At 63.1% G+C, this 17,142-nt stretch carries 14 protein-coding genes; 8 read left to right on the plus strand and 6 right to left on the minus strand.

The features are described 5' to 3' along the window. Nucleotides 1-107: 107 nt before the first annotated feature. From NJ69_RS00180 to NJ69_RS00190, 3 genes are all read right to left on the minus strand, one after another. Nucleotides 108-2,918, minus strand: coding sequence for an FAD-binding and (Fe-S)-binding domain-containing protein (locus NJ69_RS00180; RefSeq protein WP_039575097.1), 2,811 nt, complete (start codon nt 2,916-2,918; stop codon nt 108-110). Nucleotides 2,919-2,990: 72 nt separating this feature from the next. After that, entirely contained in the window at nt 2,991-4,136 is a 1,146-nt protein-coding gene (gene lldD / locus NJ69_RS00185) for an FMN-dependent L-lactate dehydrogenase LldD (protein ID WP_039575100.1), read from the minus strand. A 61-nt stretch (nt 4,137-4,197) separates the two neighbouring features. Next, nucleotides 4,198-5,868: a lactate permease LctP family transporter gene (locus tag NJ69_RS00190; protein ID WP_039575103.1), complete on the minus strand. Its 1,671-nt coding sequence runs from the start codon at nt 5,866-5,868 to the stop codon at nt 4,198-4,200. A 247-nt stretch (nt 5,869-6,115) separates the two neighbouring features. On the opposite strand from NJ69_RS00190, the gene NJ69_RS00195 reads away from it, so the two are divergent. Next, nucleotides 6,116-6,883, plus strand: a complete 768-nt coding sequence (locus NJ69_RS00195; protein ID WP_029613100.1) for an FCD domain-containing protein — start codon at nt 6,116-6,118, stop codon at nt 6,881-6,883. Nucleotides 6,884-6,944: 61 nt separating this feature from the next. Here NJ69_RS00195 and smpB read toward each other — a convergent pair whose 3' ends face one another. Then, nucleotides 6,945-7,427: an SsrA-binding protein SmpB gene (gene smpB / locus NJ69_RS00200; protein ID WP_029613099.1), complete on the minus strand. Its 483-nt coding sequence runs from the start codon at nt 7,425-7,427 to the stop codon at nt 6,945-6,947. Nucleotides 7,428-7,587: 160 nt separating this feature from the next. On the opposite strand from smpB, the gene NJ69_RS00205 reads away from it, so the two are divergent. Beyond that, the gene (locus NJ69_RS00205; RefSeq protein ID WP_029613098.1) at nt 7,588-8,022 is read left to right on the plus strand and encodes a type II toxin-antitoxin system RatA family toxin; all 435 of its coding nucleotides are present in this window, start codon (nt 7,588-7,590) and stop codon (nt 8,020-8,022) included. Nucleotides 8,023-8,098: 76 nt separating this feature from the next. On the opposite strand, the gene NJ69_RS00210 is transcribed toward NJ69_RS00205, so the two are convergent. After that, nucleotides 8,099-8,623, minus strand: a complete 525-nt coding sequence (locus NJ69_RS00210) for an outer membrane protein assembly factor BamE (protein ID WP_029613097.1) — start codon at nt 8,621-8,623, stop codon at nt 8,099-8,101. A gap of 97 nt (nt 8,624-8,720) precedes the next feature. On the opposite strand from NJ69_RS00210, the gene fur reads away from it, so the two are divergent. Next, entirely contained in the window at nt 8,721-9,125 is a 405-nt protein-coding gene (fur, locus tag NJ69_RS00215) for a ferric iron uptake transcriptional regulator (RefSeq protein ID WP_028695114.1), read from the plus strand. A gap of 89 nt (nt 9,126-9,214) precedes the next feature. Here the strand turns inward: fur and recN are convergent, their stop codons facing one another. Next, nucleotides 9,215-10,888 carry a DNA repair protein RecN gene (recN, locus tag NJ69_RS00220; protein ID WP_039575111.1) on the minus strand — a complete coding sequence of 558 codons (1,674 nt, stop codon included), beginning with the start codon at nt 10,886-10,888 and terminating at the stop codon, nt 9,215-9,217. 161 nt (nt 10,889-11,049) lie between these two features. On the opposite strand from recN, the gene grpE reads away from it, so the two are divergent. From grpE to carA, 5 genes are all read left to right on the plus strand, one after another. Then, nucleotides 11,050-11,622, plus strand: coding sequence for a nucleotide exchange factor GrpE (gene grpE, locus NJ69_RS00225; RefSeq protein ID WP_280790895.1), 573 nt, complete (start codon nt 11,050-11,052; stop codon nt 11,620-11,622). A gap of 102 nt (nt 11,623-11,724) precedes the next feature. After that, a complete protein-coding gene (gene dnaK, locus NJ69_RS00230; protein ID WP_039575114.1) occupies nt 11,725-13,650 on the plus strand; it encodes a molecular chaperone DnaK in 1,926 nt (641 codons plus the stop codon). A 201-nt stretch (nt 13,651-13,851) separates the two neighbouring features. Further along, nucleotides 13,852-14,976, plus strand: a complete 1,125-nt coding sequence (gene dnaJ / locus NJ69_RS00235; RefSeq protein ID WP_039575115.1) for a molecular chaperone DnaJ — start codon at nt 13,852-13,854, stop codon at nt 14,974-14,976. 13 nt (nt 14,977-14,989) lie between these two features. Then, nucleotides 14,990-15,793, plus strand: a complete 804-nt coding sequence (dapB, locus tag NJ69_RS00240) for a 4-hydroxy-tetrahydrodipicolinate reductase (RefSeq protein WP_029613917.1) — start codon at nt 14,990-14,992, stop codon at nt 15,791-15,793. A 211-nt stretch (nt 15,794-16,004) separates the two neighbouring features. After that, complete coding sequence (carA, locus tag NJ69_RS00245) at nt 16,005-17,141, plus strand: glutamine-hydrolyzing carbamoyl-phosphate synthase small subunit (protein WP_039575122.1); 1,137 nt, start codon at nt 16,005-16,007, stop codon at nt 17,139-17,141. The last annotated feature ends 1 nt before the right edge of the window (nt 17,142 follow it).

Genomic DNA, 17,142 nt, shown 5'->3' on the forward strand with positions numbered 1-17,142 from the left:
GCGGCCAAGGGGGAGGGCTGCAGAGTAGCATCTAGTTGTAACAAATGGTTGCGAGCAGGCCGCTCTGTGGCGACCGCCCCCATAAGAAAGCGGCGCCGCGTTCAGGCTCAGAGGCTGCGCGCCCGCGTCACCCGGTCCACCAGATACACCAGCCCGTGATAGTCGATACCACTGTGGGTCGATAACCCGATCTCACAGGTCCGACTGGTGGAGATCCCTTCGCTGCACTGCTGCACCGCACCCTTGAGCGTGCGCAGTGCATGGGCATTGAGCTGCGGTGTGGTGAAGCCTTTGTCGCCGGCGAAACCACAGCAGTGAATGCCCTCGGGTATCACGACCTGTTTGCTGCAGCGACGCGCCAGGTCGATGAGCGCCTGGCTCTCGCCCAGGTGCTGGGTGCTGCAGGTGACATGCACGGCTACCGGTTCATCCTGTGGGGTGAACTCCAGCTTGTCGAGCAGGTGGGTACGGATGAAGCGCACGGGGTCGTACAGGTCGAGGCGGCAGTTGCCCAGATCCTGCACCAGGCGAAGGGTACAGGGGCTGGTGTCGCAGTAGATCGGGTCGAGCCCGCCGCGACTGGCCTGCAGCAGCGCAGCGATCAGTTCCTGGCGCTTGTGCTCGGCCTGTTCGGCATAGCCCTTGGAGGCGAACGGCTGCCCGCAGCACAGGCTGTCGGCGTGCTCGGGGAAGATCACCTGATAACCGGCTTTTTCCAGCAGTGCACGGGTCTTGTCCAGCAACGAGCGCTGCTCGCCGTCGGTGTATGCCGGGCCCATCACCCGCGACACGCAAGCGGCCAGGTAGACGACCCGGGGGCGTGCGTCCTGGCTGACCGGGATCACGTTGATCGGCGCGAGCGGTTGCGGCATGGCCGCTGTCCACTGCGGCAGGCGACCCCGGCTGGCCCTGCGCAAGCCGCTGCTCAAACTCTCCAGGCGCGGCGCGCCCAGCAGCTTGCGTGCACCGTTGGCCACGGCCAGGGTCAGGCGCGCACCGCGCAGCACGGTGTGGAAATGTTCGGCGAGCCAATCGGCCCGTTGCAGGTGGCTCGCCGCCTGGCCGCGCAGCTTCTTCACCAGCTCGCCGGTATTGATGCCCACCGGGCAACGCTGGGCGCACAGCCCGGTGGCGGCGCAGGTGTCGAGGCCCTGGTACTGGTAGGTCTGCAGCAGCTCGCGGGTGTCGATGCCGGCGCGGCGCTTGGCCTGGATGTCGCGCCACATGACGATGCGCTGGCGCGGGCTCAGGGTTAGTCCGCGTGACGGACACACCGGCTCGCAGAAACCGCACTCGATGCACTTGTCGACGATCTCGTCGGCCGCCGGTAGCGGCTTGAGGTGTTTCAGGTGAATGTCCGGGTCGTCGCTGAGCACCACGTCCGGGTTGAGGATGCCATTGGGATCGAGCAGCCGTTTGAGCTGCCACATCAATTGGTAGGCGTCCTGGCCCCACTCCAGTTCGACGAAGGGTGCCATGTTGCGTCCGGTGCCATGTTCGGCCTTGAGCGAACCACCGAATTCCACGGCCACCAACTGCGCCACATCGTCCATGAACGCCTGATAGCGCGCCACCTCCTCGGCGCTGTTGAAGCCCTGGGTGAAGACGAAATGCAGGTTGCCTTCCAGGGCGTGGCCGAAAATGATCGCCTCGTCGTAGTGGTGCTTGTCGAACAACTGCAGCAGTCGGTTGACGCCTTCGGCGAGCAGTTCCACCGGGAAGGTCACGTCCTCGATGATCACCGTGGTGCCGGTCTGGCGCACGGCACCGACCGCCGGGAAGGTGTCCTTGCGGATCTTCCACAACAGGTTGTAGACGGCAGGGTCTTCGCTGAAATCGACCTGCTGTTCCAAGGCGAAATCGGCGATGGAGGCCATCACTTGGTTCAGTTGTTCGTGCAACAGGCTTTGGCTGGCCGCGCGCGACTCGATCAGCAGGGCACAGGCGTGGTCCGACAATCCCCGGACCCAGTCCGGCATGCCTGGCATTTGCTGAACCGAGCGCAGGCTGCGGCGGTCGAGCAGTTCCACGGCGGACACCGGCTGCTGCTTGAGCACGGTGACCGCCCGACAGCAGCTCTCGACGCTGGGAAACACCAGCAGCGCACTGGCCTTGTGCGGGTGGTCGGGCACGGTGTGGTAGGTGACGGCGCTGATGAAACCCAACGTGCCTTCGGAGCCGACCAGCAGGTGCTGCAGGATGTCCAGCGGCGCGTCGTAGTCCACCAGTGCATTGAGCGACAGGCCGGTGGTGTTCTTCAGTCGGTACTTGTGCCGGATGCGCTCGGCCAGGGGCAGGTTGGCGCGGGTCTCGCGGCCCAGGCGCGCCAACGCGTCCAGCAGGTCGGTGTGGCTGCGTTCGAAGGCGGCCACACTGGCCGGGTCCTCGCTGTCCAGGCAGGTGCCGTCGGCCAGCACCAGGCGCAGGCCGGCCAGGGTGTGATAGGTGTTCTGCGCGGTGCCGCAGCACATGCCGCTGGCGTTGTTGGCGACGATACCGCCGATCTTGCAGGCGTTGATCGACGCCGGGTCCGGGCCGATCTTGCGCCCATAGGGTGCCAACCAGGTATTGGCCTGGGCGCCGATCACGCCCGGTTGCAGACGAATCTGTTCGCCCTGATTGCGGATCTCGCGGCCATTCCAGCGCTCGCCCAGCACGATCAGCACCGAATCGCTCAGGGCCTGGCCGGACAAACTGGTGCCGGCGGCGCGGAAGGTGACCGGCACGCGCTCGCGCTGGGCCAGGCGCAGCAGGCCGATCACCTCGTCCTCGGATTCCACGCGCACCACCAGCTTGGGAATCAAGCGGTAGAAGCTGGCGTCGGTACCGAAGGCCAGGGTCGAGGTCGGGTCGTCGAACCGGCGTTCGGCGGGGATCAGGCGCTCGGCATCGCGCAGGAACGCAGCGGGCAGACTCATGCAATCTCCTCACGGGGCCGGCGCGTCTGGTGCGCGGCGTGCCCCGGGCTATCAGGCTTGGTTACGCAGGGCTCAGGCGCCCAGTTCGCGGACCAGCGAGTCGCGGGTGATCTCGCCGATCGTCTTGGTGCCGGTCAACACCATGGCCACGCGCATTTCCTTCTCGAACAATTCCAGCAGGTTCTTCACTCCGGCCTGGCCATGCACGGCCAAGGCCCAGAGGAACGCGCGACCGATCAGCACGGTGTCGGCGCCCAGGGCGATCATGCGCACCACGTCCAGGCCGCTGCGAATGCCAGAGTCGGCGAGGATCGTCAGATCGCCTTTTACCGCGTCGGCAATCGCCGGCAGGGCGCGGGCGCTGGAGAGCACGCCGTCGAGTTGGCGACCGCCGTGGTTGGAAACGACGATGCCGTCGGCACCGAAACGCACGGCATCGCGGGCATCGTCGGCGTCGAGGATGCCTTTGATGATCATCGGGCCGTCCCAGAATTCGCGGATCCACTCCAGGTCCTTCCAGGAGATCGACGGGTCGAAGTTGGCGGCCAGCCAGCCGATGTAGTCGGCCAGGCCCGTCGGGTTGCCGCGGTAGGCGGAGATGTTGCCCAAGTCGTGCGGACGGCCCATGACGCCCACATCCCAGGCCCATTGCGGATGGGTCATGGCCTGCAACATGCGGCGGAGCGGGCCGTTCCTGCCGCTCATGCCGGAGTGGGCATCGCGGTAGCGGGCGCCCGGGGTGGGCATGTCGACGGTGAACACCAGGGTGCGCACGCCAGCGGCCTTGGCCCGCTCCAGCGCATTGCGCATGAAGCCACGGTCCTTGAGCACGTAGAGCTGGAACCACATCGGTCGGTCGATGGCCGGCGCCACTTCCTCGATCGGGCAGACCGACACGGTGGACATCGTGAACGGGATGCCGTGCTCGGCCGCCGCGCGCGCCGCCTGTACCTCGCCCCGGCGGGCGTACATGCCGGTGAGACCGACCGGCGCCAGGGCCACCGGCATGCTCAAGGTCTCGCCGAACAGCTCGGTCCTGAGGCTCAGCTCGGACATGTTCTTCAGTACGCGTTGGCGCAGGGCGATGCTGGCCAGGTCCGAGACGTTGTGGCGCAGGGTGTGCTCGGCGTAGGCGCCACCGTCGGCGTAGTGGAACAGGAAGGGGGGCAGCTTGCGCTGGGCTGCGGCGCGGTAGTCGGTGGAGGCGGAAATGATCATGGAATCTCGCAGCGTGGGTTGAAGGAGATGCCGGACGCCTGGGCGCCCGGCCCCTTTCACTTTAGTGAGTAACCAGCATGCCGGTCAGCCAATAGGCCTGAATCAAGGTGATCAGGCCGACGATCGTGGCGAAGAACAGGCTGTGCTTTAAGGTGAAGCGGAACAGATCCGACTCTTTGCCCACCAGCCCGGTGGCGGCGCAAGCCACGGCGATCGACTGCGGCGAGATCATCTTGCCGGTCACGCCGCCGCTGGTATTGGCGGCGACCAGCAGGGTGTCGCTGACGCCGATCTGGTGCGCCGTAGTGGCTTGCAAGGAGCTGAACAGGGCGTTGGAGGAGGTGTCGGAGCCGGTCAGGAACACGCCCAGCCAGCCGAGGAACGGCGAGAAGAACGGGAATGCCGCCCCGGTGCCGGCCAGTACCAGGGCCATGGTCGAGGACATGCCCGAATAGTTGGTGACAAAGGCAAAGGCCAGCACCATACCGATCGACAGAATCGGCCAGCGCAGTTCCCAGACGGTTTCCTTGAAAGTGGTCAGACCAGTTTTGACGTTGATCTTCAGCACGGCCATGGCGATCAGTGCCGAGAGAAAGATCGCCGTGCCGGTGGCCGAGATCGGGTCGAACTTGAACACCGCCGGCATGGCCAGGGGAGCGGTGACGATCGGCGCGGTCTTGATCACCAGTTGATCCAGGTGCGGGATGGCAAAATTGAACACGAAGTTGTACATCGCTCCGCCCGGCGCGAAAGCGGCCTTGAAGGGCTTGAGGGTCCAGATGGTCACCAGCACGGTCAGGATCAGGAAAGGCGACCAGGCTTTGAAGATCTCGCCGAAGCTATAGGGCGATGGCTGGCCGCCGACGCCTGCGACCACCGCCGCGCCTGTGCTGCCCTGGGTCTGGGTGAGCGCGCGCTTGGGCTGCCAGACCTTCAGGAACAGGGTCAGGGCGATCAGGCTGGCCAGGGCCGAGGTGATGTCAGGCAGTTCCGGGCCGATGAAGTTGGAGGTGAAGTATTGGGTGACGGCAAAGCTCAGGCCGGCGACCAATGCCGCTGGCCAGGTTTCTTTCACGCCGCGCAGGCCGTCCATCATGAACACCAGCCAGAACGGCACGAACAGCGACAGCAGCGGCAGTTGGCGGCCGGTCATGGCGCCAATGTGGAAGGCGTCGATGCCAGTCACCTGGCCGGCGACGATGATCGGGATGCCCAGCGCACCGAAGGCCACTGGCGCGGTATTGGCGATCAGGCACAGGCCAGCGGCGTACAGCGGATTGAAGCCCAGGCCCACCAGCAGTGCGGCAGTGATGGCCACCGGGGCACCGAAGCCTGCGGCACCTTCGAGGAATGCGCCGAAGCAGAAGCCGATCAGCAGCACTTGCAGGCGCTGGTCGTCGGTGATCGACAGCACCGAGCTGCGGATCACTTCGAACTGGCCGCTCTTGACCGTCAGTTTGTACAAGAACACGGCTGCGACGATGATCCAGGCGATGGGCCACAGGCCGTAGAGGAAGCCGTAGCCGGCCGCGGCGAGGGCCATGTCGGCGGGCATGTGGAAGGCGAAGATCGCCACCAGGATCGATAAGCCAAGGGTGATGCTGCCCGCCACATGCCCCTTGAGTCGGAACACGGCCAAGGCCAGGAAGAAGAATACGATGGGGATGACTGCCGCCAGTGCGGACAGGCCGAGACTCCCGAGTGGGGCGTAGAGTTGTTGCCAGGTTTGCATATGGGGTAACCCCTAATTGTTGTTGGTCAGCGCTGGCATTGGATAATTGGTAAGACCAATTTTCAATGGCTGGTGGCTAGGTTAAAAGCCCGATCAGGGGTGTGTCAATTTGTCCCAAGCAGAACTTTGGTCGCAGGCCGATGAGCGGAGCATCCATTGGGCACGGCCGGTGGTGTGGCTGAACGCTCGGCAGAGGCGCACAATGGGCGCCCCGCGATCGATAGCGGGGTCAGTGGAGAGGCAGGTGATGGTGTTTGATCAGGTGCGCCAGCGGCGCTTGTCCGACGATATCGTCGACCGGTTGGAAGCGATGATTCTCGAGGGCACCCTGAGCGCTGGGCAGCGCCTGCCCGCTGAGCGCGCGTTGGCCGAGCAGTTCGGCGTCTCGCGACCGTCGCTTCGCGAGGCGATCCAGAAGCTGGTGGCCAAGGGATTGCTGATAAGCCGTCAGGGCGGCGGCAACTATGTCGCCGAGTCGCTGGGCTCGACCTTCAGCGATCCGCTGCTGCTGTTGCTCGAAGACAATCCCGAGGCCCAGCGCGACCTGCTGGAGTTTCGTCACACCTTGGAAGCGTCATGCGCCTACTACGCTGCCCAGCGTGCCACCGAACCTGATCGGGCGCGGCTCAAGGCTGCGTTCGATACGCTTCAGGACTGCTACGCCCGCGCCGATGAGGTCAGTCGCGCAGAAGAGGGGGCGGCCGATGCGCGCTTTCACCTGGCGATCGCCGAGGCCAGCCATAACGCGGTGCTGCTGCACACCATCCGTGGGCTGTTCGATTTGCTCAAGCGCAATGTGGTGACCAATATCGGCGGCATGTACCAGCAGCGGCCGGAAACGCGCGACATGCTGATCGCGCAGCATCGCGAGCTGTACCAGGCGATCGTCGAGGGGCGCGCGCAAGAGGCGCGGGAGGTGTCGAGTCGACACATCATCTATGTGCAGGAAGTGCTTGAGGAGGCACGTCAGGAAGCCCAGCGTGTGGCACGGGCGCAGCGACGCAGCGGGCGGTGAGTTGTGCTGGCGAGCCCACTGCCACGGATGACGTGGTAGCGGGGTCGCCCGATACGGGGCGTTATTCTTCCTTGCCCTTGTTGCGCACCGCGCGCTGCAGCTCGCGATTGGAGTCACGTTCGCGCAGGGTGTCGCGCTTGTCGAACTCCTTCTTGCCCTTGCCGAGTGCGATCTCGCACTTGATCAGGTGCTTGCTCCAGTACAGCGCCAAGGCCACGCAGGTGTAACCCTTTTGCGCCACGGCCGCTTCCACGCGCTCAAGCTCGCGCTTGTTCAGCAGCAGCTTGCGCGTACGGATGGGGTCGGCAACGACGTGGGTGCTGGCGGCGGTCAGCGGGGCAATGTGGCTGCCGAACAGCCAGGCTTCGCCATCCTTGAGCAGCACGTAGCTGTCGGTCAGGTGCGCTTTGCCGGCCCGCAGGCTTTTTACTTCCCAACCGGACAGGACCAGTCCGGCCTCGAACTTGTGTTCGATGAAGTAATCGTGTCGCGCTTTCTTGTTCTGCGCGATGGTCCCGGTCGGATGTTTCTTTTGCTTAGCCATAGGGGCGGCATTATAGGCAGTCGCCATGGCCTCTGGCTATGGGGTTCGGTGTGCTTGAGCCGACAGGATGAATCCCGGACAATGCCGGAATAGTTCCCTTGAACGGAAACGTCCCGAAGCGCCGCGAGGTGCTGCCGCCCAGCTTGGAAGTGATGCCTGGATGACTACCCATATTCAACGCTCCGCCCTGCTGCCATACCCTGCCCAGGCGCTCTATGACCTGGTCAACGACGTGGCCAGTTACCCTGAGTTTCTCCCCTGGTGCTCGGATTCGACGGTGATCGAGTCGAGCGACACGCACATGCGTGCCAGGCTCGAGGTGGCCAAAGGCGGCATGAGTCAGCAATTCGTCACGCGCAATGTGCTGGTGCCTGGGCAGTCCATCGAGATGACGCTGGAGGAAGGGCCGTTCACGCAGTTGCACGGGGTATGGGTCTTCAAGGCGCTGGGTGAGAAGGCGTGCAAGATCAGTCTGGACTTGTCGTTCGATTATGCCGGGCCGTTGGTTCGCGCCACACTTGGGCCATTGTTCAATCAGGCGGCCAATACCCTGGTCGATGCCTTCTGCCAGCGCGCCAAGGAGTTGCATGGCTGAGCGGTCATGGATGCTCATCGCTGCAACGGCCAACAAAAAGCCCGGACATGTCCGGGCTTTTTCATGAGCGCTGCCTTTACTGGGGCGAGGTCTCGAGCGGCGCGGGTGTCGGCACCGGCGTGGTTTCGATGGTATCGATTTCGCGCTGGATCGACTCTTCGGCCGAACCGGGCTTGGCAGGCGTCTCAGGCTGGCCGGACGGCTGCTTGGCCGGGCTGACCGTGGTATCGCCGCTTCCACCCAGGATTTCCTGGTCGCGGCTGACGCCTGGCATGAAGTCGCCGGACAGGCTCACGAGTTGGTCGCCTTCATTGAAGAACACGCTCATGCGTTCCTGCTGACGCTTACCGCCGCCTGGCTGAATGCTATAGAGGTAATCCCAGCGATTGGTATTGAAGGGGTCCTGCAGGAGCGGGTTGCCCATGATAAACCTTACCTGCCGTCGGGTCATTCCCGGACGCAATTGGTCTATCATGTCCTGCGTGACGACATTGCCCTGCTGGATGTCGATTTTGTAAACCCCGGGAAACGAGCAACCGGCGAGTGCGAGCAGTCCCACGAGGGTGAGGCTGGTTAGCAAGAGCTTGGTGTTGTTTTGCATCGGTGGGCGACTTCCACTATCTTGGCTGGACAACGTAAACCCCGATCATACCCGTATTAAGAGAAGCTGCGAAGCAGCATCGGCGAGAAAGCTGACCATGGTTGAAAATAGCGAATTGCGCAAAGCCGGTCTCAAGGTGACACTGCCTCGAGTAAAGATCCTTCAAATGCTCGATTCTGCCGAGCAGCGTCACATGAGTGCCGAAGACGTCTACAAGGCGCTGATGGAAGCAGGTGAGGACGTCGGTCTGGCGACCGTCTACCGTGTACTGACCCAATTCGAAGCAGCGGGTCTGGTGGTTCGCCATAACTTCGATGGCGGCCACGCGGTGTTCGAGCTGGCCGACGGAGGTCACCACGACCATATGGTCAATGTGGAAACCAGTGAAGTGATCGAATTCATGGATGCTGAAATCGAGCGTCGCCAAAGGGAGATCGTGGCCGAGCACGGTTACGAGTTGGTGGACCACAACCTGGTCCTTTATGTGCGCAAGAAGAAGTAACGATTTCTGATCGTGACTGACGACAAAGGCGACCCTTGGGTCGCCTTTGTGTTTTCTGAGTGTCTTGTGGAGGCGTGAGGCGTGAGGCGTCAGGCTTTGCCGCTGACCACCATCTTGCGGGCGTGGGCCAGCGACTCCTTGGTCAGGTCGATGCCGCCGAGCATGCGCGCCACTTCCTCGACGCGCTCGCGTTTGCCCAGGTTGGCCACTGCCGTGTGAGTGGTCTCGCTGTTGCGCACCTTGTGCACGAACAGATGGTGATGACCTTGAGCAGCCACCTGGGGCAGGTGGGTCACGGTCAGTACCTGGCCACGCTCGCCCAGCCGGCGCAACAACTGGCCGACGATCTCGGCGGTCGGTCCGCCAATACCCACGTCCACCTCGTCGAACACCAGCGTCGGAATGCGCGAGGTCTGCGCGGTGATGACTTGGATCGCCAGGCTGATGCGCGACAGTTCGCCCCCCGACGCCACCTTGGCCAAGGCCTTGAGTGGTTGGCCAGGGTTGGCGCTGACCAGCAGTTCGACCTGCTCCAGTCCATGCGGTGACAGCTCGTTGCCTTCCAGTGGCGTCAATTCGATGCAGAAGCGTCCGCCAGGCATGCCCAGGCGCTGGATTTCCTGTTCCACCGCCAAGGCCAACTGCGCCGCAGCCTGTCGGCGCAATCCGCTGAGCTCGCTGGCCTTCTCTTTATAGTGCTGGGCATAGGCCGCCAGCTCGTCGCCCAGGCGTTCGACGGATTCGTCGCTGGCGTTGAGACCTTCGAGTTCGTCCATCAAGCGCTGCTGCAACTGTGGCAGCTCGGACGGATGAACACGGTGCTTGCGTGCCAGGGTGTAGAGCGTGTCGAGGCGTTCCTCCAGGGCTTGCAGGCGCATCGGGTCGGCGTCGAAGTGGTCGAGGAAGCGATTGAGTTCGCCGACCGCTTCCTCGACCTGGATCTGTGCGCTGGCGATCAGGTTCACCGCTTCGCCCAGCGCCTTGGGCGCATCGCTGACGGCGGAAAGGCGATTGAGGCTGCTGGTCAGGGCGCTGAGCACATTGCCGGAGTCGCTTTCGCTGCACTGGTCGATCACCTGGCGGCAGATGCCGAACAGCGCTTCGGCATTGGTCAGGTTCTTGTGCTCCTGCTCCAGTTGTTCGAGTTCGTTTTCGCCCAAGCCCAGGTTTTCCAGCTCTTCGAGCTGGTAACTCAGCAATTGGTGTCGCGCACGTTGCTCATCGCTGGAGTTGGACAGGCGCTCCAGTTCCAGTCGGGTCTGGCGCCAGCGCTGGGCGGCCAATTGCACTTGGCGCGCCAGGTCGACGGCGCCAGCGTACTCGTCGACCAGCCGCCGATGGGTGTCGGTCTTGAGCAGCGACTGGTGCTCGTGCTGGCTGTGGATATCGATGAGCAGCTCGCCGAGCGCCTTGAGGTCGCCGAGCGGGCAGGGTGTGCCATTGATATAGCCGCGGCTGCGGCCCTCGGCAGTGATGACTCGGCGCAGGATGCACGGCCCGTCGTGGTCGAGGTCGCGCTCGGTGAGCCAGGTCCGCGCTTCGGGAATGTCCGCCAGATCGAAGGTGGCGAGGAGGTCGGCCTTGTCGGCGCCCGGGCGGACCACGCCGCTGTCGGCGCGGTCGCCCAGGGCCAGGCCCAGCGCATCGAGCATGATCGACTTGCCGGCGCCGGTCTCGCCGGTGATGACCGACATGCCGCGGGCAAGCTCGAGATCCAGGTGTTCGACGATGGCGTAGTTGTGTATGGACAGATGCACCAGCATGAGGGCCGCTCCCGAGGGTCATGTCTGGTTATTTATACAGTAGTTTTTTCCAGCCTGCCAAGCGCCGTTCGGCGACAGGGATTATCACCCAGCCCTTGAAGCTGATTTTTCCGACCCCATATACACGCCACACACGGCAGGCATGGCCTGTACACCGGAAAATGCGGAGGAGAGCCCCGATGGCTGACGAACAGCTGGATGAACAAAACCTTAATGCCGAAGAAGTCGGTTCCGAGGACCTCGGTGCCCGCGTTCAGGTGCTCGAGGAGCAGCTGGCCGCCGCCAAGGATCAATCGCTGCGCGTTGCCGCAGACCTGCAGAACATTCGTCGGCGTGCCGAGCAGGATGTCGAGAAGGCCCACAAGTTCGCCCTGGAGAAATTCGCCGGCGACCTGCTGCCGGTGATCGACAGCCTGGAGCGCGGCCTCGAGCTGTCCAGCGCCGAGGACGAAGCCATCAAGCCGATGCGCGAAGGGATCGAGCTGACCCTGAAGATGTTCCAGGACACCCTCAAGCGCTACAACCTCGAGCCAGTCGATCCGCACGGCGAACCGTTCAATGCCGAGCACCACCAGGCCATGGCCATGCAGGAAAGCGCCGAGGTCGAGCCGAACAGCGTGCTCAAGGTGTTCCAGAAAGGCTATCTGCTCAACGGTCGCCTGCTGCGCCCCGCCATGGTGGTGGTCAGCAAGGCGCCAGCAGCGCCTCAACCGTCGATCGATGAAAAGGCTTGAAATCCGTCGGGGCATCCCCATCTAGGTGTCAAGCCTTCAAGTATTTCCGCAGTTGGCCAATAGCAGTCGCTGCTACCTCATTCAAGTTTCGGGAGAGTTAACATGGGCAAGATCATCGGTATCGACCTGGGGACCACCAACTCGTGCGTCTCCATTCTGGAAAACGGTAACGTCAAGGTCATCGAGAACGTCGAAGGTGCGCGTACTACCCCTTCGATCGTGGCCTACGCCAACGATGGCGAAATCCTGGTCGGTCAGTCGGCCAAGCGTCAGGCCGTCACCAACCCGCACAATACCCTGTTCGCCGTGAAGCGTCTGATCGGTCGTCGTTTCGAAGAAGACGTCGTGCAGAAAGACATCAAGCTGGTGCCTTACAAGATCGTCAAGGCCGGCAACGGTGACGCGTGGGTCGAGGCTGCTGGCAAGGAAATGGCTCCGCCGCAGATCAGCGCCGAAGTCCTGAAAAAGATGAAGAAGACCGCCGAAGACTACCTCGGCGAGCCGGTCACCGAAGCGGTCATCACCGTTCCGGCCTACTTCAACGACAGCCAGCGTCAGGCCACCAAGGACGCCGGTCGCATCGCCGGCCTGGACGTCAAGCGCATCATCAACGAGCCGACCGCCGCTGCACTGGCCTACGGCATGGACAAGGCCAAGGGCGACCACACCGTGATCGTCTATGACCTGGGTGGTGGTACGTTCGACGTGTCGGTCATCGAAATCGCCGAAGTCGATGGCGAGCACCAGTTCGAAGTACTGGCCACCAACGGTGACACCTTCCTCGGTGGCGAAGACTTCGACATGCGCTTGATCGACTACCTCGTCGATGAGTTCAAGAAAGAGTCCGGCATGGACTTGAAGAACGATCCGCTGGCGCTGCAGCGTCTGAAGGAAGCCGCTGAGAAAGCCAAGATCGAGCTGTCCTCGGCCCAGTCCACCGACGTCAACCTGCCGTACATCACTGCCGATGCAACCGGTCCGAAGCACTTGAACGTGAAGATCTCCCGCGCCAAGCTGGAATCGCTGGTCGAAGACCTGGTCAAGCGCACCATCGAGCCTTGCCGCATCGCGCTGAAAGATGCCGGTATCGACGCCAGCAAGATCGACGACGTGATCCTGGTCGGTGGCCAGACCCGTATGCCGATGGTGCAGAAAGCCGTTGCCGACTTCTTCGGCAAGGAAGCGCGCAAGGACGTCAACCCGGACGAAGCTGTCGCCATGGGCGCCGCCATTCAGGGCGCGGTTCTGGCCGGTGACGTCAAGGACGTGCTGCTGCTGGACGTCAGCCCGCTGACCCTGGGTATCGAAACCATGGGCGGCGTGATGACGCCGCTGATCGAGAAGAACACCACCATCCCGACCAAGAAGTCGCAGGTGTTCTCGACCGCCGACGACAACCAGGCTGCGGTGACCATCCATGTGCTGCAGGGCGAGCGCAAGCAAGCCACGCAGAACAAGTCGCTGGGCAAGTTCGACCTGGCCGACATTCCGCCAGCGCCGCGTGGCATGCCACAGATCGAAGTGACCTTCGACATCGACGCCAACGGCATCCTGCACGTCAGCGCGAAGGACAAGGCTACTGGTAAGTCGCAGTCGATCGTGATCAAGGCCAACTCCGGTCTGTCGGACGAGGAAATCGAGCGCATGGTGCGTGATGCCGAGGCCAACGCCGAGGAAGACCGCAAGTTCGAAGAGCTGGCCGCTGCCCGTAACCAGGGCGACGCACTGGTTCACTCGACCCGCAAGATGGTGGCCGACGCAGGCGACAAGGTCACTGCCGACGAGAAGGCGGCGATCGAAGCGGCCGTGGTCGCGCTCGAAGCTGCGGTGAAGGGTGACGACAAGGCGGCCATCGACGCCAAGGTCGAGGAGCTGTCCAAGGTGTCCGCGCCAGTCGCTCAGAAGATGTATGCCGAGCAGCAAGGCGAACAGCCTCAGGGCGGCGCCCAGCAGGCGGAACCTGAAGCCAAGCACGACGACGTGGTCGACGCCGAGTTCGAAGAAGTGAAAGATCACAACAAGCAGTAATTTCTGCATGTTGTCGGCCGGTTCAGCGGCATTGGTCGCTGAGCTGGTAGGATGTCGCCGCGCGGGGGCTTGCTCCCGCGTTGGCGTGTCTGGAACACGGGAAATATTTCCAGCATCTGTCAGGGCGCATCAGGCGTGTTGCGGCAGGTGCTGACGGCACGGTGCACAGATGCCGAAAGCCCTCAAGAGTGCGAATGACCTATGGCAAAGCGTGATTTTTATGAGGTCCTGGGTGTCGAGCGTGGCGCCAGCGAAAGCGATCTCAAGAAGGCCTATCGCCGCCTGGCGATGAAATACCATCCGGACCGCAACCCGGGCGATAAAGAGTCGGAAGACAAGTTCAAGGAGGCCAACGAGGCCTACGAAGTATTGTCCGACGCCAGCAAGCGCGCAGCCTACGATCAGTACGGCCATGCCGGCGTCGATCCAACCATGGGCGGCGGCGGTGCCGGTTTTGGCGGCGCCAACTTCTCCGATATCTTCGGCGACGTCTTCAGTGACTTCTTCGGCGGTGGCCGTGGCGGTGGTCGCGGTGGTGCCCAGCGCGGCAGCGATCTGCGCTACACCCTGGAGTTGAACCTGGAAGAGGCGGTGCGTGGCACGACGGTCAGCATTCGTGTGCCGACCCTGGTCAACTGTCAGCCTTGCGACGGCACGGGTGCGAAGAAGGGCTCGACCCCGTCTACCTGCCCAACTTGCGGCGGTATCGGTCAAGTCCGTATGCAGCAGGGCTTCTTCTCTGTTCAGCAGACCTGCCCGCGCTGTCACGGTCAGGGCAAGATCATCACCGACCCGTGCTCGGCGTGCCATGGCGAAGGCCGTGTCGAAGAGTACAAGACCCTGTCGGTGAAAGTGCCGGCCGGCGTCGACACCGGCGATCGCATTCGCCTGTCCGGCGAAGGCGAGGCGGGCGCCCATGGCGGTCCGACCGGCGATCTCTACGTCGTCATCAGCGTGCGCGAGCATGCGATCTTCCAGCGTGATGGCAAGCACCTGTACTGCGAAGTGCCGATCAGCTACACCGATGCCGCACTGGGTGGCGAGCTCGAAGTGCCGACTCTCGATGGGCGTGTGAAGTTGCGAATCCCGGAGGGTACTCAGACGGGCAAGCAATTCCGTCTGCGCGGCAAGGGTGTGGCACCCGTGCGCGGTGGTGGTGCGGGCGATCTGCTGTGCCGGGTCGCGGTGGAAACGCCAGTCAATCTCAGTCGTCGCCAGCGTGAGCTGCTTGAAGAGCTGCGCGATTCGCTCGAGGGTGACAGCTCCCACTCGCCCAAGGCCAGTGGCTGGTTCGAGGGTGTGAAGCGCTTCTTCGGCGATCTCTGACAAGGAACAGGCTATGCGACGTATTGCGGTAATGGGCGCAGCAGGGCGAATGGGCAAGACCCTCGTCGAAGCGGTGCAGCAAACCTCCGGAGCCGGGCTGACGGCGGCGATCGATCGCCCCGACAGCTCTCTGGTCGGGGCGGACGCGGGTGAGCTGGCGGCCCTCGGTCGGATCGGTGTGCTGCTGTCCGATGACCTGGCCAAGGTCGCCGACGACTTCGATGTATTGATCGACTTCACGCATCCCTCGGTGACGCTGAAGAACCTGGCGTTCTGCCGAAAGCATGGCAAGGCGATGGTGATCGGTACCACCGGCTTCAGTGTCGACGAGAAGCGTCTGCTGGCCGAAGCCGGGAAAGACATTCCGATCGTCTTCGCCGCCAACTTCAGCGTCGGCGTCAACTTGAGCCTGAAGTTGCTCGACATGGCGGCGCGTGTGTTGGGCGATGATGTCGATATCGAGATCATCGAGGCGCACCATCGGCACAAGGTCGATGCGCCCTCGGGTACCGCGCTGCGCATGGGCGAGGTGGTCGCTCAGGCGTTGGGTCGCGATCTGCAGGAGGTGGCGGTGTATGGTCGCGAGGGGCAGACTGGTGCCCGTGACCGCAAGACCATTGGCTTTGCGACCGTGCGGGCGGGCGATGTCGTCGGTGACCACACGGTGCTGTTCGCGGCTGACGGTGAACGCCTGGAGATCACCCACAAAGCGTCTAGCCGCATGACCTTTGCCAAAGGCGCTGTACGTGCGGCGCTGTGGCTGCAAGGGCGCGAGCCAGGGCTGTACGACATGCAGGATGTGCTGGAACTGCATTGAACGCGTAGGCCTGTCGCATACGTGTGTCTAAACGGCACATCTGCGGTAGACCGAGAGCTCACTTTTCTGTAAACTACAGCTTTAGTGTATCCACTAAAAGCGCGCAGAGAATTGAATTCAGCACATAAAAGCGGGGTGACGTATCCATACGGCACTCCGCTTTTTTGCAACCTGCGATCGCCCCTTCATGCGTCATTTACGGGAGGTCTTCTTGACAAAGCCAGCCATACTCGCCCTTGCTGATGGCAGCATTTTTCGCGGTGAGGCCATTGGGGCCGACGGTCAAACCGTTGGTGAGGTGGTGTTCAACACCGCTATGACCGGCTACCAGGAAATCCTTACAGACCCTTCCTACGCCCAGCAGATCGTCACTCTGACCTACCCGCACATCGGCAACACCGGCACCACCGCCGAAGACGCCGAGTCCGACCGCGTCTGGTCGGCAGGTCTGGTGATCCGCGACCTGCCGCTGCTGGCCAGCAACTGGCGCAACACCCAGTCGCTGCCCGAGTACCTCAAGGCCAACAACGTGGTGGCCATCGCCGGTATCGATACCCGTCGCCTGACCCGCATCCTGCGTGAGAAGGGCGCTCAGAACGGTTGCATCCTGGCCGGCGACGACATCAGCGAAGAAGCCGCCATCGCCGCCGCTCGTGGTTTCCCGGGCCTCAAGGGCATGGACCTGGCCAAGGAAGTCAGCACCAAGGAGCGTTATGAGTGGCGCTCCAGCGTTTGGGAGCTGAAAACTGACAGCCACCCGACCCGCGAAGCGTCCGAGCTGCCTTACCACGTGGTCGCCTACGACTATGGCGTCAAGTTGAACATCCTGCGCATGCTGGTCGCCCGTGGTTGCCGCCTGACCGTCGTGCCAGCGCAAACCCCGGCCAGCGAAGTGCTCGCGCTCAACCCCGACGGCGTATTCCTGTCCAACGGCCCGGGCGATCCCGAGCCGTGCGACTACGCCATCGAGGCGATCAAGGCCATTCTCGAAACCGACATCCCGGTCTTCGGTATCTGCCTCGGTCACCAACTGCTGGCCTTGGCCTCCGGTGCCAAGACCGTGAAGATGGGCCACGGTCACCACGGCGCCAACCACCCGGTCCAGGACCTGGACACCGGCGTGGTGATGATCACCAGTCAGAACCACGGTTTCGCCGTCGATGAAGCCACCTTGCCAGGCAATGTGCGCGCCATCCACAAGTCGCTGTTCGACGGTACCTTGCAGGGCATCGAACGCACCGACAAGAGCGCGTTCAGCTTCCAGGGCCACCCTGAAGCGAGCCCCGGCCCGACCGACGTCGCGCCACTGTTCGATCGTTTCATCGATGCCATGGCCAAGCGCCGCTGAG

The sequence above is a fragment of the Pseudomonas parafulva genome (assembly GCF_000800255.1).
Taxonomy (GTDB): Bacteria; Pseudomonadota; Gammaproteobacteria; order Pseudomonadales; family Pseudomonadaceae; genus Aquipseudomonas; species Aquipseudomonas boreofloridensis.

Bases quoted from the DNA above. Each gene is read 5' to 3' on its own strand.
- lldD (WP_039575100.1), bottom strand. From the start codon at position 4,136: ATGATCATTTCCGCCTCCACCGACTACCGCGCCGCAGCCCAGCGCAAG.
- recN (WP_039575111.1), bottom strand. From the start codon at position 10,888: ATGCTGGTGCATCTGTCCATACACAACTACGCCATCGTCGAACACCTG.
- smpB (WP_029613099.1), bottom strand. From the start codon at position 7,427: ATGGCTAAGCAAAAGAAACATCCGACCGGGACCATCGCGCAGAACAAG.
- NJ69_RS00205 (WP_029613098.1), top strand. From the start codon at position 7,588: ATGACTACCCATATTCAACGCTCCGCCCTGCTGCCATACCCTGCCCAG.
- grpE (WP_280790895.1), top strand. From the start codon at position 11,050: ATGCGGAGGAGAGCCCCGATGGCTGACGAACAGCTGGATGAACAAAAC.
- dnaJ (WP_039575115.1), top strand. From the start codon at position 13,852: ATGGCAAAGCGTGATTTTTATGAGGTCCTGGGTGTCGAGCGTGGCGCC.
- NJ69_RS00190 (WP_039575103.1), bottom strand. From the start codon at position 5,868: ATGCAAACCTGGCAACAACTCTACGCCCCACTCGGGAGTCTCGGCCTG.
- NJ69_RS00180 (WP_039575097.1), bottom strand. From the start codon at position 2,918: ATGAGTCTGCCCGCTGCGTTCCTGCGCGATGCCGAGCGCCTGATCCCC.
- dapB (WP_029613917.1), top strand. From the start codon at position 14,990: ATGCGACGTATTGCGGTAATGGGCGCAGCAGGGCGAATGGGCAAGACC.
- NJ69_RS00210 (WP_029613097.1), bottom strand. From the start codon at position 8,623: ATGCAAAACAACACCAAGCTCTTGCTAACCAGCCTCACCCTCGTGGGA.
- dnaK (WP_039575114.1), top strand. From the start codon at position 11,725: ATGGGCAAGATCATCGGTATCGACCTGGGGACCACCAACTCGTGCGTC.
- fur (WP_028695114.1), top strand. From the start codon at position 8,721: ATGGTTGAAAATAGCGAATTGCGCAAAGCCGGTCTCAAGGTGACACTG.
- NJ69_RS00195 (WP_029613100.1), top strand. From the start codon at position 6,116: ATGGTGTTTGATCAGGTGCGCCAGCGGCGCTTGTCCGACGATATCGTC.